Genomic DNA, 22,096 nt, shown 5'->3' on the forward strand with positions numbered 1-22,096 from the left:
GGTGGGGCGTCACAGATTCGAACTGTGGACCTACGGATTAAGAGTCCGCTGCTCTACCAGCTGAGCTAACGCCCCGTTGCTGCACTTCCTTGTTGCTTCAGTGCTGCAAGGGAGAGCGCATTATAGGAGGGAGGTCGGGGTGGCGCAAGTCTTTTCTCGAAAAAGATGAAAATATTTTATCTCTTGCGCATCGACACCACGCCGCGCCGCATTTTTCGCCCTAGAAGCCGGCCTTGATCCCGTTGACCCAGGATTTGGCCGGCAACCTGGTCTGGCTCTCGATGAGTGCCGCACGCGCATACAGTTCGGGGAAATCGAATGTCACCGCGCCCTTGAAGGCCAGTGCCACGACGTTGCCGTCATGGACTTCGGGCAGCGAGACCACGGTATCGAAAGCATATTCCATGGCCCGCAGGTTCTTGGCGTAGCTGGGATGATCGCCAAAGAGGTTGACCGTCATCACCCCGCCCGGTGCCAGGCTGTCATGGCAGGCCTGGTAGAACTCGGCGCTGTCGAGCACCGGTCCGCGCGCGGTGGCGTCATAGAGATCGACCTGCAGGGCGTCGATGATCCCGTGGCTGGCAGCGTGGACGATGAAGTCCATGGCATCGCTTTCGATGATCATCAGGCGCTCGTCCGGCTCCGGCAATTTGAACATGCTGTGACAGATCGCAATGACGGCCGGGTTCAGCTCCACGGCCGTCACCTGTGCCTGCGGGAATTGACGGTAGCTGAACTTGGTCAGTGCACCCGTGCCCAGGCCGAGCTGTACGATGTGGCGCGGTGCGCGGTTGAAGAGCATCCACGCCATCATCTGCTGGGCGTATTCCAGTTCGATCCAATCGGGTTTGCGGATGCGCATCGCACCCTGCACCCACTCGGTCCCGAAATGCAGGTAGCGTACGCCTTCCAGTTCGGACAGCGTCACGGGGGCATATTTGGGTTTGCGCGGTTTGCTGGCGTCAGCTTCCAGCTGTTGGCGGCGACGATTGGGGCCGGCCTTGGTGTTGGCCTGGGCTTCGATGGATTTTCTTCGGATGAGCATGATATGAATGAAACGGCGCGGCAGCCGGGGAGGCCGCCTGCGGATGCCGAATGATACCTTGCCTTGGCGACTTGTCCGAGACGGCCATCATCCAGCGCATGGCCATCCGGCGGCCGGGAAAAGTGATCCAGGCAGTTTTTGCCTCCATTTTGCGCATCGATACTGCTCAGTCTGCTCGGCCTCCATTACACTTCGACCATGTTCAAGAACCTCATCCTCTGCCTGAAGCTGGCCATCGTCTTCTGCGCCATCGTGTTTTTCGCGAAGGCGTTGCAGTATTTGATCTTCAATGGCGGGTTTTCGGGGGAGTTTTATGACTACCTGTTCCTCAGGAAGTGATTTAAAGAATGCTTGTTGTCGAAGATGCCGATGTGACCTTGATCACCCGGCGGGATGCCGGTATGCGAAGCCACTGACGATCAGCGCAATGCAGCCCGCCAGCGCGCCCGCTTGTCTTCATACCCCAACGCCGCATGCGCCGGACTGCTCGACGGCAGCACCACCACCCGATAGTCCTGCGCCTTGGCGCCCAGCGCCTTGATCCCGATCTTGCCGGCGGTCCCACCATTGAAGGCGATGGTCTCCAGTGCAGGCAGTCTGGCGATCAGCGTCAGCAAGTCATTGCCGCTGTGATCCCTGATTTCGCTGTCCAGACTGCCGATACGCCTGGCCTGGGCGATCACATCCCACAAGCCGATGCGATGCTGCAGCAAGCTGGCCAGCCTGGCGGCATAGTCCATCGCGTAAAGGTCGACCCCGATCACTTCGCCCACCAGCCGCCAGAACGCATTGCGCGGATGCCCGTAATACTGCCGGATCGCCAGCGAAGCCGCTCCCGGCAGGCTGCCCAGGATCAGGATGCGCGTATCGGGTGCCACCACCGGCGCAAAGCTGGCCAGCAAGGGATCAGTTGCAGATGTATCTGCATCGTGGTCAGCATCAGCGGCGGAGGAAGGGCGAGCAGGCATGGAAACGGCTGGGATGAAAAGAATTTCAGCAAGCGCTACCCGCATCGCAGTGCGTGCACAATGGCGCGGCTGCAGAGGCGTCAGGCTTGCGGCAAAATGCACAAGAATTCACATCTTAGCGTAAGCTGCCTTGGCGTCACGCGCCGGGCCATTCATTCAAGGGAAACTGAACATGACAGATAAAGTCATCATTGTCACCGGCGGCAGCCGTGGCATCGGCGCGGCCACCGCGCTGCTGGCAGCCCAACGTGGCTACGCGGTCTGCGTCAACTACGTCTCCAACCGTGAGGCTGCCGAATCGGTGGCCGGGCAGATCCGCGCCGGCGGCGGCCGCGCCATCACCGTCGCGGGCGACGTCTCCAAAGAGGAGGACGTGCTGCGCCTGTTCACCACCACCGACCAGGAGCTGGGCCGCGTCACCGCCCTGGTCAACAACGCCGGCATCTTGGAGCACCAGTCCCGCCTGGACGCCATGAGCGCCGAGCGCATCACCCGCGTGCTGGTGGCCAATGTCACCGGCAGCCTGCTGTGTGCGCGCGAGGCGGTCAAGCGCATGTCCACCCGTCACGGCGGGCAGGGCGGGGCCATCGTCAACCTTTCGTCGATGGCGGCCAAGTTGGGTGGTCCGGGGGAATACGTCGACTATGCCGCCTCCAAGGGCGCCATCGATGCCTTCACCATCGGCCTGGCCAAGGAAGTGGCTGCCGAGGGCATTCGCGTGAACGCCGTGCGTCCCGGCCTGATCTATACCGACATCCACGCCAGTGGTGGCGAAGCGGGCCGTGTCGACCGGCTCAAGGATGCCGTCCCCATGAAGCGCGGCGGCACCGCCGAGGAAGTGGCCAACGCCATCCTGTGGCTGCTGTCGGAAGAGTCTTCCTATGCCACCGGCACCTTCATTGACGTCTCCGGCGGCCGCTGAAGCTACGCCCGCTCATTGAACGAGGAGCTCCCATGGACAGCACCAGCACCGTCTCCCCGCGCCGCATCGATGTGCTGCTGGCCCGCTATGCCGAGAGCCATCGCCATCCGATGAATGAACTGATCCACTGCATCTGTGTGCCGGCCATCGTATTTTCGCTGCTCGGCCTGTGCTGGATCGTGTCGCCCGCCGTGGCCCTGGTGGTGGCCGCCGCTGCGCTGGCCTACTACCTGCGCCTGTCGCCGCCCTTTGCCGTGGGCATGCTGGCCATGTCGGCGGTGATGCTGGTGGTGCTGGCGCGATTGCCGCTGGGGGCCGTGCTGCCGGTGTCGGCGACGGTCTTCGTGCTGGCCTGGATCGGCCAGTTCATCGGCCACCGCATCGAGGGCAAGAAGCCATCCTTCTTCGAGGACCTGCGGTTTTTGCTGATTGGGCCCTTGTTCGTGCTGGCCTTCCTGTACCGCCGCTGGCACATCACGTATTGAGGCGCGCCACAGAGGACAGATTGTCGGCGCGGGACATCTTTGTATTAAGATGTAAAGGAATGTGTGCATCCGCGCCGGATGCGCGATCATGTTGCGTTCGCGCGGACGCCCGAATTCCCCCGCCGCCCGGAGACGGGCCAAACAGTTCTCAGTCGGAGTTTTCAGTATGAAGAAATTGATTTTGATCGCAGCCTTGGGCTCCCTGGTAGCCGGCTGCGCAGTGACACCCAACTCGGCCAGCGTCTACAACACCCGCCAGGCCCAGGGCGAGCAGACCGTGCGCATGGGCGTGGTCGAGTCGATCCGCAACGTCACCATCGACAAGGGTTCAAGCGGCATCGGCACCCTCGGTGGCGCCGCGCTGGGTGGCATCGCTGCCGGCTCCAACATCGGCGGCGGCAACGGCGCGCTGGCGGCCGGCATCGTCGGTGCGCTGGCCGGTGGCGTCCTGGGCAACCAGGCCGAAGCCCACCTGAACAACCGTCCGGGCCTGGAAATTACCGTGCGCCTGGACAACGGCGAACTGCGCGCCATCACCCAGGATGCAGATGAACCTTTCCGCGTCGGCGAGCGTGTGCGCCTGCTGTCCAACGGGCGTACTACCCGCGTGACGCACTGATCGTTGCGAAGCGTATGAAGAAGCAGGACTGCGGTCCTGCTTTTTTTTCGCCGATTTCGCCCATTCATTCAGTTCCGTGCCCAATGATCAGCAGGTTCTTGCTGCGATGAGGCGTCCGCCGTCCGGTCTCCCTGGGCCGTCTTGCCTGCCTTGGGCACCCACCTGCCGCCAACCGGGTGGCTAAACGCCGATATGAAAGAAAACGCCGCCCGGATAGTCCCCCAGGCGGCGTTCCTGCCCGCCAGGCCAGCGAGGGCGGCGGGCATGCGGCAACAGATGAACAGACTTACTTCGCGGCCATGGCCAGCAGCATGTCGTTCAGGCGCTTGACGAAGCTGGCCGGGTCGGCCAGCGCACCGCCTTCGGCCAGCAGGGCCTGGTCGTACAGGATGTGCGACCAGTCGTCGAAGCGCGCCTCTTCGTACTTCAGGCGTTGCACCAGCGGGTGGTCCGGGTTGATTTCCAGGGTCGGCTTGGACTCCGGCGCAGCCTGGCCGGCCGCCTTCAACATGCGCACCAGATTGCCCGAGAGCTCGTTCTCGTCGGCCACCAGGCAAGCCGGGGAGTCGGTCAGGCGGAAGGTCACGCGTACCTCCTTGGCCTTGTCGCCCAGGGCGGTCTTCATCTTCTCGACCAGATCCTTGTACTCGGCTTGCGTTTCTTCGTGCTGCTTCTTCTCGTCTTCGTTTTCCAGCTTGCCCAGGTCCAGGCCACCCTTGGCCACCGACGCCAGTTCCTTGCCCTCGAACTCGGTCAGGAAGGACAGCATCCACTCGTCCACGCGATCGGTCAGCAGCAGCACTTCCACGCCCTTCTTGCGGAAGATTTCCAGGTGCGGGCTGTTCTTGGCGGCCTGGAACGTCTCTGCGGTGACGTAGTAGATCTTGTCCTGTCCTTCCTTCATGCGGCCCACGTAATCGGCCAGCGATACATTCTGCACCTCGCTGTCGTTGTGGGTGGAAGCAAAGCGCAGCAGCTTGGCGATGCGTTCCTTGTTGGCCGCATCCTCGCCGATGCCTTCCTTCAATACCTGGCCGAACTCGGTCCAGAAGGTGGTGTACTTGTCCTTCTGCGCCTGCTCTTCGCTGTTGGCCAGTTCTTCCAGCAGGCTCAGTACGCGCTTGGCCGAACCGTCGCGGATGGCGCGCACGTCGCGTGACTCCTGCAGGATCTCGCGCGAGACGTTCAACGGCAGATCGGCCGAATCGATCACGCCCTTGACGAAGCGCAGATACACCGGCATCAACTGCTCGGCATCATCCATGATGAACACGCGCTTGACATACAGCTTGATGCCGCCGCGCTTGTTGCGGTCCCACAGGTCGAAGGGGGCGCGCGCCGGGATGTAGAGCAGCTGGGTGTATTCGCTGCGGCCTTCCACGCGGTTGTGGGTGTAGGCCAGCGGCGCGCCGAAGTCGTGCGAGACGTGCTTGTAGAACTCTTCATACTGCTCGGGCGTGATGTCCGACTTGCTGCGGGTCCACAGGGCGCTGGCCTGGTTGACCGTTTCCAGCTCGTCCTTCTGCACGGTTTCCTTCTTTTCCTCATCCCATTCTTCCTTGTGCATCAGGATGGGCAGGGAGATGTGGTCGGAATACTTGCGGATGATGGACTTCAGTTGCCATGCGGAAAGGAATTCATCTTCGCCCTCACGCAGGTGCAGGATGATGTCGGTGCCGCGACCCGGCTTGTCGATCTGCTCGATGCTGAAGTCGCCCGCACCTTCGGATTCCCAGCGCACGCCTTCGGAAGCGGGCGTGCCGGCACGGCGCGTCTCGACCGTGATGCGATCGGCGATGATGAAGCCCGAATAGAAGCCCACGCCGAACTGGCCGATCAGGGCGGCGTCCTTCTGCTGGTCGCCCGACAGGCGCGAGAAGAATTCCTTGGTGCCCGACTTGGCGATGGTGCCCAGGTGCGAGATGGCCTCGTCACGGTTCATGCCGATGCCGTTGTCGGAGATGGTGATGGTGCGCGCCGCCTTGTCGAAGCTGATCTTGATCTTCAGTTCCGGATCGTCCTCGAACAGGCTGCCATTGTTGATGGCCTCAAAGCGCAGCTTGTCGGCCGCATCCGAGGCGTTGGAGACCAGCTCGCGCAGGAAGATTTCCTTGTTCGAATACAGCGAGTGGATCATCAATTGCAGCAGTTGCTTGACTTCGGCCTGGAAGCCCATGGTCTGTTTTTCGGTTGCCATGTGGTTGTCCTTATTGAAGAAATGGATGAGTGAAATAGGCAGAGCTAATCGTCTGTGGGCAGGATATAGGGAGAGACTTGTGGTTTTTCAACCGCATTTTTGTTGTTTTTGTTCTCTCTGTTGCCCCTCCGGCATTTCCCGATGGCATGACGGCAACAAGCTGACCATAATTGCCGAAGTTAACTTTTATCAAGTCAATTGAAATTAAACGATTTTTCCCGGCTTTTTGTAATTGAGTTGCAATCCGCCAGTGATAGAATTGTTTTAACAAAATAGTAACAAATTCGATCAGGCTGATCGAACGGATGTGCGGGCCGGTGCTTCACAAGAAAAAGAACAGGAGTTCCCCGGCTTGATGACGGGAATCGCGGCGAGGGCTGCAGATTCTTTCCTGGGATGCGGGTTGGGTAGGGGAGGCCGGTGGGATACCGGCTGATCGTGTTGATGAGAGTTCTTAAAAGCAAGCGTTTCATACTGGGCGTTTCACTTGGCTTGGCCGCGCATCATGCGTTGCTGGCGGCGGACAAGCCGCCGCTGGCCGCCGCCACAGCCATGCAGGCCACACCGTCCACGGCCGACAACAAGCTCGATACGCCGCCCCAGATCCGTCTGGGTGCCGATCCTGCCGGGCCGTCCGCCGCCGATTACCGCCTGCCGGGTTTGCCGGCCGACACCCCGCCGGGTTCGCCGCAGGATGAAATCCTGCTGTTGCTGCGCCAGTCCGATCCGGACTTTGCCGGCAACCGGATCGCCCTGCCGCAGATCAGCATCGTCACCGAAGGCGAGACCGTAGCGGACCTGAGTCTGCGCAGCGTGCTGGACCTTGCCCTCAACAACAGCTACAGCTACGCCGCCACGGCGGCCCAGGCCGACCAGGCGCGCTATGCTTCCAAGGCCACGGCCGGCCAGTTGGGGCCGACTCTGGATGTGCGGGCGCAGAAGGGCAATGAATATTCCTCGCCGTCCTCAGTGATCGATCCCAATACCGGCCTGATCCAGCGCGCCTCCTATCACAAGCGCTGGGACGTGACCGTGATCGGTCGCCAGCCGATCTTCGCACCCGGTTCGTATTACGACTACCGCAAGAGCAGCGCGCTGGCCGATGCCGCCGACCTGCGCCGCGACGATGCCCGCGAGACCCTGTATTACAACGCCATCAAGGCGTATTACGACGTCATGCGCGCCTATGCCACGCTGTCGTTCTCGCGCAGTTATGCGCAACGTATGGCCGCCTTGCTGGACTACATGAACAAGCGCCTCCAGGGCGGCGGCGCCAGCCGCATCGATTTTGAACGGGTGCGCGGGCGCTCGCTCACGGCCCAGTCGGCCGTGGCCGAGGCCGAAGGCGCGCTGGAAAGCGCCATGGTGACGCTGAACCAGATCACCGGCCGCAAGATCGAGCAGATCGAGGTGCCGGACCACATGATGCCGGTCGTGCCCGACACCTCCAAGCTGGCCCTGCAGGATGTCTACGACACCAACCCCGGCGTGCGCGCGGCGCGGCGTGATGTCGATGCCGCCAATCAGGAACTGAAGTCGGCGCGCGCCAGGTTCTCGCCCACGCTGGCGCTGGAATGGACCCAGACCAAGACCCGGGGTGCCGGTGGCGCCATCGATACCACCGACAACAGCCTGCAGCTGACCACCGATCGTCGCCTGATGATGGTGGTGACCATGAACCTGCTCAATGGCGGGTCCGACCTGTATTACAGCAAGCAGGCCGGCGCCAAGTACGTGGAAAAGAGCAATACCGCGCTCGACCTGGAACGCAAATTGCGTGAGCAGATCGAGATCAACTACCGCACCCTGGGCGCGGTGCGAAAGCGCATGGAGATCTCGCGCCAGGCCTATCTCACCAACGCCAACGTGGCCGACGTCTTCCTGGAGCAGCTCTCCACCGGCAGCAAGCAATTGCTGGACGTGCTGGACGCCTACCAGCAGGCCTACCAGGCGCGCATGGATTTTGCCAACCTGTTGTTCCAGCAGGCCGATATCAGCTACCAGATCCTGCGCAACACCGGTCGCGCATCGGCGCTGGAAACTCTGCCCGCGCGGGCAGCCAAATAGGACGGGGGAACCATGGAGGGCGGACGTGAGCAGAACTTCTGGCCAGGCTTCGTGGACGCACTGTCCAACGTGGTGCTGGTGATGATCTTCGTGGTGGTGGTGTTCGTGGTGACGCTGTTCTACTACTCCCAGAAGCTGGCGCAGATGAAGGTCAGCAAGCTGATCTCGCAGGGCCAGGTGCAGGTTGTGGGCCAATCCAAGGCAACCAAGACCGATACCATCGCCACCGCCGACAGCAACAGCACCAACAGTGCCGAGACCCCGGGCGAGCGCGAGAAGGCGCAGGAGATCGAACAGTTGAAGCGCGAAGTGGCCAGCCTCAAAGCCAGGCTGGCGGCGCCGCCGCTGCAATCCGACAATGGCAGCCTGCGCAGCGCCGCCGCGCCGTCCAGCCCCAACGCCATCCAGGTCAAGACCGAACCCAACGACAAGGAAGTTGCACCCGGCCTGCGCATCGATGCCAACGAAAAGGCCGTGACCCTGAACTTCGATGCCGACTCCACCCAGTTGAACGAGGAGGGTAGCCGTGCCCTCGACAAGAGCATCGGCGACTGGGTGCGCCGCGCCAAGTCCAGCCAGGGCAAGATCGTGGTCACGGGCGTCATCGGCAGCGGCGCCTACAGCGAGAGCCGGCGCCGCGCCTACTACCGTACGGTGGCGGTACGCAACTACCTCATCGACGCCGGCGTGGACAAGGCGCGCGTCACCAGTCGCGTGGCTACCGATGAAAACGGCAACGGCAACGATGCTCGTGTGATCGTGCAATACCAGGCCCAGCCAAAATGACGCTCTCGCTCAAGCCCGGCACCGGCCACGGGATCAGTTCCCGCAGCAAGGGCTTCATGCGCCGCGTGGCGCCACGGCTGGACCGTCGCCTGGGCCAGTTGCAGAGCATGCCGCGACCGCGCCTGGCGGTGCTGGCCTGTGCGTTGTTGCTGGTCTTGCTGGTGATCTGGTCGATGCTGGCCCCCATCGACATGGTGGTGCGGGGCAACGGGCGCATCGTCGCCTCCGAACACAACCAGATCATCCAGCACCTGGAAGGCGGCATCGTCTCGGCCATCCTGGTGCGCGAGGGTGCGGTGGTCAGGAAGGGCCAGACCCTGGTCTCCATTGCCGACGTGCGCGCCAATGCCGACCTCGGTGAAGGCCGTGTGAAAATTCTCGGCCTGCGCGCCAAGATCGCGCGCCTCTCGGCCGAAGCCGCCGGAGCCGCCAGCCTGCAGATGCCGGCCGACCTGGAACACGACGACCCCGCCGTGCAAAGCGAACAGGCCGCCTTCGCTGCGCGCTCGGCCAAGCTCACGCAGGAAATGTCGGTATTGCGCGAACAGTCCGCGCAACGCCAGGCCGAACTGGGTGAAGCCATCAGTCGCCAGAAGAGCCAGACCAGCGAACTGGATCTGGCACAGCGCCAGTACAAGCTGATCCACAACATGCTCGAACGCAATGCCGCCTCGCAGCTGGAAGACATCCAGGCCGCTGCCCGCGTGCAGGATGCGCAGAGCAAGCTCTCCGCCAACGAAGCCATGATCCCGCGCCTGAAGGCCGCCATCGCCGAGTCCCAGGCCAAGATGGGAGAAGCGTCGTCGCGCTTCCGATCGGACGCCCGCACCGAGCTGACCGCTGCCGAAAACGAACTGGCCCGCCTGCAGGAAGAGATCAAGTCGCGCAATGACCGCGTCTCGCGCTCGGAGGTGAAGGCGCCCATGGATGGCGTGGTCAACCGCGTGCTGATCAATACCGTCGGCGGTGTGGTCCGCCCGGGCGACCCCATCATCGAGATGACCCCCAGCGACGACAAGCTGGTGATCGAAGCCCGCATCTCCCCCACCGACCGCGCCGAACTGGTCACCGGTGCCAGGGCGCGCGTGAAGGTATCGGCCTATGACTATGGCGTCTATGGCGCCATGGAAGGCGTGGTCACCGAGATCAGCGCCGACACCGTCCCCGATGACAACAATCCGCGCGGCGAGCGCAGCTACCGCATCAAGATCGCCGTGCAGCGCGGCGACAACGAACTGCAGCGCAAGCTGGCCCTGATGCCCGGCATGACCGCCAGCGCCGACATCATTGTCGGCCGCCGCACGGTGTGGCAATACCTGATGTCGCCGCTGTCGCGCTTCGGCCAGGGTGCCCTGCGGGAGCCGCGATGAACTGCGCCGCCATCCCCGCAGTGACTTATTGCTCGCCGCAAAGCCGCATCCACCAAGGCTTTGCGGCGGTTGACGTTTTCTGCACCAGCCATTTTCCCTGCGTTCTTTTCTCCGGAACCTCGCACGTATGAAAAATCTTCGCCAGTTCTACGCACTTGCCGCCATCCCGACGCTCCTGCTGCTGTTCGGGGCCTTCCTGTTCCGGGCCTTCGTGGGGCATGCGATCCAGATCAATCCCTTCCTCAACCTCTTCATCATCGCCGTGGCGGTGTTCGGGGTGAGCCTGATCTTCTACAACCTCTATCGCGTCAACTGGGAATACGACAAGCTGATGCAGTTCTACGACCGCACCAAGGCCGGCGAATCGATGGACAGCCTGGTCAAGGCGCCCGAGTTCGAGGGCACGGAGATCGGCCAGGTGCTGGTCTCGGTGGCCAGCACCAAGGGTCGCCTGACCTCGCGTATCGAACAGGAAACCATCGAGGGCTCGCTGCATGACTTGCGCGCCCATCTCGATGCCAAGACCGAGTTCCCGCAATTCCTGACTGGTTTCATGATTGCGCTGGGCCTGCTGGGCACCTTCATCGGTCTGCTGGAAACGCTGGTCAGCACGGCGGCGCTCATCGACGGCTTCGGCAAGGCCAGTGCCGGTGGCGACATGGATGCCTCCTTCATGCACCTGGTGGCCGACCTGCAAAAGCCGCTGGCGTCGATGGGGACGGCCTTCTCGGCGTCGATGTTCGGCCTGATCGGTTCGCTGGCCCTGGGCCTGACGTTGACGCCCCTGCGCGCGGCCAGCAAGAAGCTGGTCACCCGGGCCCGTGAATGTATCAGCGACATGGTGCAGCACGTGGTGCACGACATGAGCGGCCCGGCCGCCACCCAGCGCCAGGGCGTCTCCGAAACCTTCCTCGCCGAATTCCTGCAGGACCTCATGGTGTTGCAGCGTGAATCGATCATGGCTGCGCGCAACAGTTCGGAAGCCTCGCTGCAGGCCGGCATCAAGCTGGAAGGTCTGAACGATCGCTTGAACAACATCGTCCAGCTCTTCAACGACAGCATGGAAGAGTCGCGCAGCCTGCGCCAACTGGTGGCCTTCGGCCCGCGCATGCACGAAACCGCGCAGCAGACGCTGGAAGAAATCCGCAACGTCGGCCAGCTGATCAACACCAAGATCACCTCGGCGCGCGATCTTTCCGACAGCCTGTCCTCGCTGGAAGAGCGCCTCTCCGTCAATGGCGATATCGCCAATCGCACCTTCGAAGTGCTGCCGCAGATCGTCACTACCATCCAGACCGGCCAACTGGCGTTGTCCACGGCGCTCAATTCATTGCAGGCGCAGCAGGGCGAAATCTCCAGCATGAACGAGAAGAACGCGCAGAATATTGCGCAACTGCCGGCGCTGCTGAACCAGATCTCGGTACGCCTGGCCGACGAGATGGGCGCCATCCAGTACCAGGGCGAACTGCAGGCCACCGTGGCGGCTCGTCTGAACGAACTGGGCAACACCATCGGCGAGAACTCCAGCAACATGGCGCGCGATGCGCTCTCCGCACGCCAGCTGCAGATCGACCTGGCCAAGCACATGGCGACCCAGAACGACCGCGTCAAGAACCTGGGGGCCATCCCGCAATCGCTGACCTCCATCACCGAAGCGCTGATGCGCCAGAACATCAACTGGCAGACCGTCATCGAAGAAATGCGCAGCGGCCGCCAGACCATGGTCAAGGACCTGCGTCTGGAGCTGCGCGAAGCGATCCGCGAACTCACCGCGACCAATCGCGGCGGCCAGGCCTGATGCCGGCCTGACGACGATCACCGCACACCATGAACGCCAGCGAACAGGTCCACATCGATCAGCCGCAAGTCCGCACGGACCTGCGCGCCGATCCCACTTACCTGACGCTGCTGCGCGCCTATGGCAGCCGTTTCGTCGAGGTCATCGTCGCCGGCATCCTGGTCAATCTGCTGGGCTTGTTGATGCCGCTGTATTCGCGGCTGATCTACGACAAGGTGCTGGGCAATCACATCCCGGAAACGCTCTGGGCGCTGACGCTGGGCATGCTGCTCTTCATCGGGCTGGAGCTGGTGTTGCGCATCATCCGCGTGTATTACACCGAGCAACTGGCCGGTCGCCTGGATGGCGAATTCGACGAAGTCTCGGCACGCCGCCTGCTGACAGCCAAGGTACAGGCCCCGGTGGGCGTGGTGCTGGCGCGCTACCGCGATCTGTCGGCCGCACGCGACCTGCTGTCCTCCAACTACATGCTGCTGCTGGTGGACCTGCCGTTCCTGGCGCTGTATCTGGTGGTGCTGGGCCTGATCGGCGGCCACATGGTGTGGGTGCTGCTGGTGGGCGGTGCCTTGCTGGTGGGGCTGCAACTGCTGCTGAAGGTGCCGGCCAACGATTACGCCCATGCCGCCATGAAGGCCGGCACCGGCAAGGTCGACAAGCTGGCCAGCATCGTCTACGGCATGGAAACGCTCAAGACCACGCCCCTGCAGGACCGCCTCATGCGCGCCTTCCTGGCCGATGCCGGCGCCAATGCCGTGGCCCAGGCCAAGAGCCGTTTCTGGATGAACACCAGCTACGCCATCTCCACCGTCGGCTACACCTTCATCTCGGTGGCCACGCTGGTGGTCGGTGTCTATCTGGTGGAAGACAACCTGCTGACCGTCGGTGCGCTCATCGCCTGTTCGCTGCTGATCAGTCGCGCCACCACGGTGCTGTCCTCGCTGGCCGCGCTGTTGGGGCGCATCGAGATGTTCCGCCGTGCCCGCGCCGAATTCGACCAGCTGTTCGAAGAGCAGGAAGAAACCCCGACCGCCGACGTGCTACGCCAGGAAATGCGCGGCCTGATCCAGGTCGGCAATCTGCTGCTGCACCTGGACCAGAAAGAAAATGCGACCCTGAAGAATATTTCGCTGACCATCCAGCCCGGCGAGAAGGTCGGCCTGGTAGGACGTTCCGGCTCCGGCAAGTCCACGCTGCTGCGGGCGCTGGCCGGATTGCACAAGCCCGACGAAGGCCACGTCCTCATCGATGGCGTGGCCGTGACGGCCTATGCCCCCGAAGTGCGCATGCGCTGCATCGGCTTCAAGCCGCAGGAACCCTTCCTCTTCGATGGCACGGTGGCGGCCAACATTTTTGTGGGCGACCGCGTGCCGGGGCAGGTTTATGAAGCGGCGCTGGCGGTATCGTCACTGGATGACCTGATCGCGCGCGGCGAGCTGCGCCTGGATCAGGCCATCAAGGCGCCCGGCAATCTCTCCGGCGGCCAGCGTCAGATGGTGGCATTGGCCCGCGTGATCGCCTGCACCCCGCGCATCCTGCTGCTGGACGAACCGACGACCGGCGTGGACCAGCAGACCGAGGCCCGCATCATCGAGCGGCTGGCGGCCTATGCCGGCTCCCGCACGCTGGTGGTGGCCACCCATAGCCCGGCGCTGTTGCGCCACGTGGACCGCATCATCGTCATCGAGGGCGGGCGCATCGTGGCAGACGGACCGCGCGACCAGATTTTGCAGTGACTCTGCCAGGCAGGATCACACCGAACCAGATTCGAAACTCGAACGATCTTCGATAGCGAGGAAACATGGCAACCGCAAGCTCATCACAAGCGAACTCCGCGGACAAGGTGGCAGGCCCCGTCAAGGTGGTCATGCCCGACCAGGCCGGCAGCTTCCAGGTCAGCGCCACCCGCGCGGCCGTGCAGCACGTGCAGGTGGTCGACGTGGACATGGTGCTGCACATGGCCGATGGCACCAAGGTGGTGCTGGCCGGCGGCGCCATGGAGGCGATGGACGACAAGTCCAAGGTCAAGTTCACCGACACCAGCGCCGATACCGGCAAGCTGCTCGATACCGTGGGCAAGATCGCGCTCAAGCCCAACGATCAGTCGCGCGTGCTCAATTCCGATCCCGTGAGCTCGGCGCCCAACGTGGCCCCGGCCCAGACGGTGACGGTGGATCGCAACTCGGCCAGCATCGGCGGCGAGGGCGCCACCCAGTTCGCCCAGATCATCAGTGACAATGCGGCGTCCCTGACCAGCAGCAGCGCCAGCTCCAAGTCGGCCACCTCGGCAGGTCCTGTCGTCGGCGGCGATACCACCCACACCACCGTGGGGGCCACGGCAGCGGCGGCGCAGGATCTGGTGTCCAACACTCCCCCGGTGTTTTCGCCCCAGATCAATCCCAATTCCAACGACGCCCCCGTCAAGCCGAGCGATCTGCAGCTGCCGCCGGAACGCCCCGGCAGCCAGCCCTCCACCATCGTGGTCGATCCTTCGCAGCCATCGATGGCGATCAAGCTGGTCAACCTCGCCACGACCACGCAGAGCGGCGATGTTCTCCGGGGGAGCGGTGGCGTGGCCGCTTCGGCCACCGATGCCGGGCTGCCGCTGCAGTTCAGTACCCAGGTCATCAATGCCCCCGACAGCGTGCATACGATCTACGCGGCGGGCAACAATGCCGGCACCTTCATCAAGGTGTTCGACGTGACCATCACCGGCAGTGGCACGGTGGTGTCGGTGACGGTCTCGGGCGTACCGGCGGGCATGTCCATCGTCAACGGTACCGACCTCGGTGGCGGACGTTTCCAGGTGTCGGTGGCGGCCGGTCAAACCGACTTCCCATTACAGTTCCAGTACAGTACGGTGGAAGCCAATTCAGCCTCACCGGTACACCAGGCTTTCGACCTGAGCTTCACCACCGTGGTGGCTACCTCCAATGGCCAGCTCACCCTGAACGACACTCGCCACGTGGCCATCAAGGATGCCAGTGCCTATGGTGACCTGAGCTATCTCGACCCGGCCACCGGCGACCCGGTGCTGGTGCTGCCGGCCCAGGGCCTGCCGCACGAGATCCATGCCGGCAACGGTGGCGTGACCGTCTATGGCAGCAACGCCAATGACTTGCTCTATGGCGGCACCGGCAACGACGTGCTGATCGGCGGCAGTGGCAATACCTTCTTCGAAGGGGGCGCCGGCGCCGACCAGATCGTGGGCGGCCTCAACAGCACCGGCACCAACGTCAACACGGCCAGCTATGCGGGGTCCTCCGCCGGCGTGACAGTCAACCTGGTCACCGGGGCGGGCACGGGCGGGGATGCCCAGGGCGACCAGCTGAGCAATATCCAGAACCTGCGCGGCAGTGCCTTCGACGATACCTTCGTGGTCAATGCAGCGGTCAACCGACTCGACGGTGGCAGCGGCGGGTCCGATACAGTGTCGTACGCTTCATCTAACAGTGCCGTGACAGTCAACCTGGTCACCGGCACCGGGTCGGGCGGATACGCGCAGGGCGACACCTATACACATATCCAGAACGCCATCGGCAGCGACTACAACGACATCTTCATCGCCAGTGGCGACGCCAACCGCTTCGATGGCGGGCTGGGTTCCAATACGGTGTCCTATGTCAACTCCAATGCCGGGGTGAACGTCAACCTGCAAAGCGGGGTGGGCAGCGGCGGGGCGGCGGCGGGCGATAGCTACGTGCGCATCCAGAACGTCATCGGTACCGCCTACAACGATACCTTCGTGGGCAGCGCCGACGCCAACAGTTTCGATGGCGGCAGCGGCGGCAGCGATACGGTCAGCTATGCCGGGTCGACGACGGGGGTATCGATCAACTTCGTCTCCGGACGCGGTACCGGCGGCTATGCCGAGGGCGACAGCTACAACCACATCCAGAATGCCATCGGCTCGGCCTTTGACGACGTCTTCATCGCCGGGGTGGACAGCGTGCACTTCGATGGCGGCAGCGGCGGGTCCGATACGGTGAACTACGGGGCATCGACCGGCGCGGTCACGGTGAACATGATCACCCTGAGCGGCAGCGGCGGCTATGCGCAGAACAATACCTATACCAACATCCAGAACATCGTCGGCAGTTCATATTCCGATACCTTCATCGCCAGTGCTGCCGCCAACAACTTCAACGGTGGGCTGGGCGGTTCGGATACGGTCAGCTATGCCAATTCCAATGCCGCCGTCACGGTCGACCTGACGCACTCGGATGGCACCGGTACCTCTGGCGGTTATGCCCAGGGTGACGTGCTGGCGCACATCCAGAACCTGGTCGGCAGCAGCTTCAACGATACCTTCATTGCCAGCGCCGACGTCAACAACTTCGACGGCGGCGCTGGCTCCAATACGGTCAGCTACATCTACTCGACAGGTGGCGTGACGGTCGATCTCACCAATGCCATCGGCACCGGTACCGGCGGCTACTATGCGGCGGGCGACTCCTTCAGCAACATCCAGAACCTGATCGGCAGTGCCTACGACGATACCTTCGTAGCCAGCGCCGATGCCAATACCTTCGATGGCGCCGGTTCCAATCACAACCGCGTCAGCTATGCCGCCTCCACCACGGCGGTCACGGTGGACCTGAACTACACCGACGGCACCGGCACCTCAGGCGGCTACGCCCAGGGCGACAAGCTCTCCAACATCCAGGACCTCACCGGCGGTGTTGGCAATGACAGCTTCGTGGCCAGTGCCGCGGCCAACAACTTCGACGGCGGAGCCGGCTCGAACCGCGTCAGCTATGCCGCATCGAACGCCGGCGTCACCGTGGACCTGGTATTGGGCAGCGGCAGCGGCGGCTATGCCGACAACGATACCTACGTCAACATCCAGAACGTCACCGGCAGCGCCTCCGACGACACCTTCATCGCCAGCCTGGCTGCCAATGATTTCGTCGGCGGGGCCGGCACCAATACGGTGAGCTATGCCAAGGCCAGCGACGGCAACGGCGTCACCGTCGACCTGTTCCATGGGACCGGCAGCAACGGCTTCGCCGGGGGCGACACCTACAGCGGCATCCAGAACGTGATCGGTTCGGCCTACGACGATACCTTCATCGCCGACAGCAACAGCAATGTCCTTGCCGGCGGGCTGGGTTCCAATACGGTCAGCTATGCCTTCTCGACGGCGGCAGTCACCGTCAACCTGGTGACCGGCAGCGGCAGTGGCGGCTTTGCCGCGGGCGATACCTACACCGGCATCCAGAACGTGGTCGGCTCCTCGCTCGACGACGTCATCATCGCCAGCAGCGAGGCCAACAGCATCGATGGTGGCACCAGCACGGCCAGTTCGCACAATCGCGTCAGCTATGCCGGTTCCGACGCCGCCGTCACGGTGGACCTGAGCTTCACCAATGGTAGCGGCACCTCCGGCGGCTATGCGGCGGGCGACAAGCTGGTGAATGTGCAGGACCTCACCGGCAGCATCTACGATGACACCTTCGTGGCCAGTCTGGCGGCCAACAATTTCGACGGCGGTAGCGGGTCGCTGCACAACCGGGTCAGCTATGCGCACTCGACCACCAGCGAGACCATCAACCTCTTCACCAGCAGCGGCAGCGGCACCTACGCTGCGGGCGATACCTACACCAACATCCAGGACGTGACCGGTGGTTCGGGCGACGACCTCATCATCGCCAACGCCGCCGCCAACTTCATCGATGGCGGCAGCAGCACGGCCAGCTCGCACAATCGCGTGAGCTACGTCAACTCGAGCGTGGCCGAGACGGTGGACCTGTTCAATGGCGTGGGCACAGGCGGTACCGGCAGCCTGGCCAATGGCGATACCTACGTCAACATCCAGGACGCCACCGGTGGCAGCGCCGATGACACCTTCATCGCCAGTGCTGCGGCCAATCATTTCGACGGCAGCGGCGGCACGCACAACCAGGTCAGCTACGCCAACTCCAGTGTCGACGAGACGATCGACCTGCTCGCCGGCCAGGGCAGCGGCGGCACCGGCAGCCTGGCAGCAGGCGACACCTACACCAACATCCAGGATGCCACCGGTGGCAGCGGCAACGACACCTTCTATGGCAACACGGTGGCCAACCGCTTCGATGGCGGCGGCGGCAGTCACAACCGGGTCAACTACGCCAGCTCCACCGTGGCCGAGACCGTGAACCTGTTCGCCGGTACCGGGTCGGGTGGCACGGGCAGTCTGGCCAATGGCGACACTTACACGAACATCCAGGATGTGACCGGTGGTACGGCCGATGACGTCTTCATCGCCAGCGCGGCTGCCAACGCCTTCGACGGTGGCAGCGGCTCGCTGCACAACCGTGTGAGTTACACCAATTCCGCCGTGGATGAAACCGTCAACCTGGTCACCGGCCAGGGCACGGGCGGCACCGGCAGTCTGGCCAACGGCGACACCTACATCAACATCCAGGACGTCACCGGCGGGGGCGGCAATGACACCTTCTACGGCAACACGGCGGCCAACAACTTCGATGGTGGTGGGGGCAGCCATAACCGGGTCAACTACAGCAGCTCCACGGTCTCCGAAACGGTCGACCTGTTCACCGGCAATGGCAGTGGCAGCACCGGCAGTCTGGCCAATGGCGATACCTACACCAACATCCAGGACGCTACCGGCGGTGTGGCCGATGATCTCTTCGTAGCCAGCGCGGCGGCCAACAACTTCGATGGCGGCACCAGCACGGCCAGTTCGCACAACCGTGTCAGCTATGCCAACTCCACGGCCAATGAGACCATCAACCTTGTCACCGGACTGGGCAGCGGCACGCTGGCAGCCGGCGACACCTACACCAACATCCAGGATGCCACCGGCGGCAGCGGCAATGACACCTTCTACGGCAACAGCGCCGCCAACAGTTTCGATGGCGGCGGCGGTACGCACAACCGGGTCAATTATTCCAACTCCACGGTCGATGAAACCGTCAACCTGATCGCAGGCACCGGCAGCGGCGGTACGAACAGCCTGGCCAATGGCGATATCTACACCAACATCCAGGACGTGACCGGTGGCAGCGGTAATGACACCTTCTACGGCACCAGTGCCGCCAACTTCTTCGATGGCGGTGGCGGCAGTCACAACCGCGTCAACTACAGCAGTTCCACCGTGGCCGAAACGGTCAACCTGTTCAACGGCACCGGCAGCGGTGGCGCGAACAGCTTGGCCAATGGCGATACCTATACCAACATCCAGGACGTCACAGGCGGCTCGGCCGATGATGTCTTCATCGCCAACAGCGCGGCCAACTTCTTCGACGGCGGCACCAGTACGGCCAGTTCGCACAACCTGGTCAGCTACGCCAATTCCAGTGCCGACGAAACCGTCAACCTGGTCACCGGCACCGGCAGTGGCGGCACGGGCAGCCTGGCCAATGGCGATACCTACATCAACATTCAGGACGTCACCGGTGGTGGCGGCAACGACACTTTCTACGGCAACAGCGCGGCCAACAAATTCGATGGCGGTGGCGGCAGCCACAACCGCGTCAACTACAGTACCTCGAGCGTCTCGGAGACCATCGACCTGTTCAACGGCAGCGGCAGCGGCGGCACGGGCAGCCTGTCCAACGGCGATACCTACACCAACATCCAGGACGCCACCGGCGGCACCGCCGATGACGTCTTCATCGCCAGCGCAGCGGCCAACGCTCTCGATGGCGGCACCGGTTCGCTGCACAACCGCGTGAGCTACGTCAATTCCAGCGCCGATGAAACCATCAACCTGCTCACCGGCAGTGGCAGCGGCGGCACGGGCAGCCTGGCCAATGGCGATACTTACGCCAACATTCAGGATGCCACCGGCGGCAGCGGCAATGACACCATCGTGGCCAGCCTGGCGGTGAACTTCATGGATGGCGGTGCCGGGTCCAATACCGTCAGCTATGCCGGCTCGGCCAGCAGCAACAGTTCCACCGGCGTGACGGTGAATCTCTCAACCGGTGTCGGCAGCGGCAACTACGCCCAGGGCGATACCTACGCCAACATCCAGAACGTGATCGGCAGCGACTGGGCCGATACCCTGACCGGCTTCGCCACGGCGGGTGTGAGCTCGGTGCTGACCGGCGGCAAGGGCGCTGACAGCCTCACTGCCGTGCTCGCCAACCGTGCCGATACCTATGCGTCCTATGCCGGCTCGTCAGCGGGCGTGAGCATCAACCTGCAGGCCGGCACCGGCAGCGGCGGCGATGCCCAGGGCGATACGCTGTTCAACATCGACAACCTCATCGGCAGCAGCCAGAACGACACCTTCTTCGCCAGTGCCAATGCCAACAAGCTCAGTGGTGGCGCGGGGGGCTCCGATACGGTCAACTACTCGCTTTCCACCAGCGGTGACGGTACTACCGGCGTGACCGTGGACCTGTCCACGGGCACCGGCAGCGGCAACTATGCGCAGGGCGACACCTATGTCAGCATCGAAAACGCCGTCGGCAGTGCCTTCAACGACACCCTGACCGGCTTCGCCACGGCGGGTACGCAGTCGGTGCTGGAGGGCGGTGCAGGTGCGGACACCATCACCGCAGTCAACGGCAATCGTGCGTCGACCTATGCCTCGTATGCCGGTTCCGGCTCGGCCGTGACCATCGACCTCAAGAACGGATCCGGCACGGGAGGAGATGCCCAGGGCGATATCCTGGTCAACATCGACAACGTCATCGGCAGCGCCTTCAACGACCTCTTCAAGGCCAGTACCCAGGCCAACAAATTCGACGGCGGCAGCAATGGCGTGGACACCGTCAGCTACGAATACGATACCGGCGGCGTGACCGTGGACCTGACCAACACCCTGGCGGCCACCGGCACCTATGCGGCGGGGGACACCTTCACCAACATCGACAACCTCACCGGCGGCGCGGGCAACGATACTTTCTATGCCAGCGGCGTCGCCAATTTCTTCGACGGCGGGGCGGGCAACAACACCGTCAACTATGCACGCTCGGGCAGCTCGGCGGTGGTGGTGGATCTGTTCCATGGCACCGGCAGTGGCGGTTATGCAGCCGGGGACACCTACGCCAACATCCAGAACGCTACCGGCAGTGCCGGCAGCGATACCTTCTATGCCAGCAGTGCGGCCAACATCTTCAACGGCGGGGCAGGGGGGAGCGATACGGTCAGCTACCTGTATTCGACCGGCAGTACGATCTCCGCCAGCCTGGTGTCGGGCGGTAGCGGCGGCGATGCCAGCGGCGACAGCTACATTGGCATTGCCAACCTGGAAGGGAGTGCCAACGTCGATAGCACCCTGACCGGCAACAGTGCGGCCAACGTGCTCTCTGCGCGTGGCACCACCACCACCAACGTACTCGATGGCGGCGGCGCCAGTTCGGGCACCGACATCTTCAACGTGGTCGATGGCGGCAGCAATTCGGTCACGGTGGGCAGCGGCAGCAACCTGATCAACGTCAGTGCCGGCTCGCACAGTTCGGCGGGGGCGCAGAGCGACATGGTCAACCAGACCACCGGCAGCGCCAACATCCACAGCATCAGCGGTGGCGCCGGCGTGACCACGCTGCATTTCGCCGATCTGGGTTCGACGCTCAATCTGAGCAACTTCTCCAGCAAGGTCACCGGCATCACCACGCTGGACGTGAGTGCCGGCAGCGGTACCAACGTCATCATCACGGCCGATGACGTGCGTCAGATGGGCATGGACGGCAGCGGCATCTCCAAGGTGCTGACCGTCAAGATGAGTTCCTCGGAGAGCTTGCAGATCATGGCCAATGGTTCTGACCACTACGTCTACTTCCCCGGTTCGACCGACTATGCCTTCTACAACGCCAGCAATCAGGAGATTGCCCGCATCCATCTGGTGACGGCCTGATGGAACGATGAGCCGGGGCCGGCCTGCCGTG

The 22,096-nt window shown here is 63.2% G+C and carries 13 protein-coding genes and 1 tRNA gene; 10 read left to right on the top strand and 4 right to left on the bottom strand.

What is annotated here, in order from left to right; genetic code table 11:
* Nucleotides 1–2: 2 nt before the first annotated feature.
* Together HWE01_RS20455 and HWE01_RS20460 are read right to left on the bottom strand one after the other, a co-directional pair.
* Nucleotides 3–75, bottom strand: a tRNA-Lys gene (locus HWE01_RS20455).
* Between the two features lie 145 nt (nt 76–220).
* Nucleotides 221–1,045 (bottom strand): class I SAM-dependent methyltransferase, encoded by an 825-nt coding sequence (locus tag HWE01_RS20460; protein ID WP_008327694.1) that lies wholly within the window; start codon nt 1,043–1,045, stop codon nt 221–223.
* Between the two features lie 198 nt (nt 1,046–1,243).
* Here HWE01_RS20460 and HWE01_RS20465 point away from each other — a divergent pair, with 198 nt between their 5' ends.
* Nucleotides 1,244–1,384 (top strand): hypothetical protein, encoded by a 141-nt coding sequence (locus HWE01_RS20465; protein ID WP_008327695.1) that lies wholly within the window; start codon nt 1,244–1,246, stop codon nt 1,382–1,384.
* A gap of 80 nt (nt 1,385–1,464) precedes the next feature.
* Here HWE01_RS20465 and HWE01_RS20470 read toward each other — a convergent pair whose 3' ends face one another.
* Entirely contained in the window at nt 1,465–1,947 is a 483-nt protein-coding gene (locus HWE01_RS20470; protein ID WP_008327696.1) for a DNA-deoxyinosine glycosylase, read from the bottom strand.
* Nucleotides 1,948–2,185: 238 nt separating this feature from the next.
* Between HWE01_RS20470 and HWE01_RS20475 the strand changes: the two genes are divergently transcribed.
* The 3 genes from HWE01_RS20475 (at nt 2,186) to HWE01_RS20485 (ending at nt 4,039) form a co-directional block, all read left to right on the top strand.
* A complete protein-coding gene (locus HWE01_RS20475; RefSeq protein ID WP_008327697.1) occupies nt 2,186–2,935 on the top strand; it encodes an SDR family oxidoreductase in 750 nt (249 codons plus the stop codon).
* A 32-nt stretch (nt 2,936–2,967) separates the two neighbouring features.
* A complete protein-coding gene (locus HWE01_RS20480) occupies nt 2,968–3,420 on the top strand; it encodes an Mpo1 family 2-hydroxy fatty acid dioxygenase (protein ID WP_175343251.1) in 453 nt (150 codons plus the stop codon).
* A 166-nt stretch (nt 3,421–3,586) separates the two neighbouring features.
* On the top strand, nt 3,587–4,039 hold the full coding sequence (locus HWE01_RS20485; RefSeq protein WP_008327699.1) for an outer membrane lipoprotein: 453 nt from the start codon (nt 3,587–3,589) through the stop codon (nt 4,037–4,039).
* A 286-nt stretch (nt 4,040–4,325) separates the two neighbouring features.
* On the opposite strand, the gene htpG is transcribed toward HWE01_RS20485, so the two are convergent.
* The gene (htpG, locus tag HWE01_RS20490; RefSeq protein ID WP_008327700.1) at nt 4,326–6,236 is read right to left on the bottom strand and encodes a molecular chaperone HtpG; all 1,911 of its coding nucleotides are present in this window, start codon (nt 6,234–6,236) and stop codon (nt 4,326–4,328) included.
* Nucleotides 6,237–6,680: 444 nt separating this feature from the next.
* Between htpG and HWE01_RS20495 the strand changes: the two genes are divergently transcribed.
* From HWE01_RS20495 to HWE01_RS20520, 6 genes are all read left to right on the top strand, one after another.
* On the top strand, nt 6,681–8,303 hold the full coding sequence (locus HWE01_RS20495) for a TolC family protein (protein ID WP_217509837.1): 1,623 nt from the start codon (nt 6,681–6,683) through the stop codon (nt 8,301–8,303).
* Between the two features lie 12 nt (nt 8,304–8,315).
* A complete protein-coding gene (locus tag HWE01_RS20500; protein ID WP_175343253.1) occupies nt 8,316–9,089 on the top strand; it encodes an OmpA family protein in 774 nt (257 codons plus the stop codon).
* Complete coding sequence (locus tag HWE01_RS20505) at nt 9,086–10,459, top strand: HlyD family type I secretion periplasmic adaptor subunit (RefSeq protein WP_241822718.1); 1,374 nt, start codon at nt 9,086–9,088, stop codon at nt 10,457–10,459. The genes HWE01_RS20500 and HWE01_RS20505 overlap by 4 nt, the downstream gene beginning before the upstream one ends.
* 127 nt (nt 10,460–10,586) lie before the next feature.
* Nucleotides 10,587–12,257 carry a hypothetical protein gene (locus HWE01_RS20510; protein ID WP_008327704.1) on the top strand — a complete coding sequence of 557 codons (1,671 nt, stop codon included), beginning with the start codon at nt 10,587–10,589 and terminating at the stop codon, nt 12,255–12,257.
* A 29-nt stretch (nt 12,258–12,286) separates the two neighbouring features.
* On the top strand, nt 12,287–13,990 hold the full coding sequence (locus HWE01_RS20515) for a peptidase domain-containing ABC transporter (protein WP_241822719.1): 1,704 nt from the start codon (nt 12,287–12,289) through the stop codon (nt 13,988–13,990).
* Between the two features lie 131 nt (nt 13,991–14,121).
* Nucleotides 14,122–22,065, top strand: a complete 7,944-nt coding sequence (locus HWE01_RS20520) for a calcium-binding protein (RefSeq protein ID WP_502798459.1) — start codon at nt 14,122–14,124, stop codon at nt 22,063–22,065.
* The last annotated feature ends 31 nt before the right edge of the window (nt 22,066–22,096 follow it).

Origin of the sequence: Herbaspirillum sp. C7C8 (assembly GCF_022627875.1) — a bacterium.
Lineage (GTDB): Bacteria > Pseudomonadota > Gammaproteobacteria > Burkholderiales > Burkholderiaceae_D > Herbaspirillum.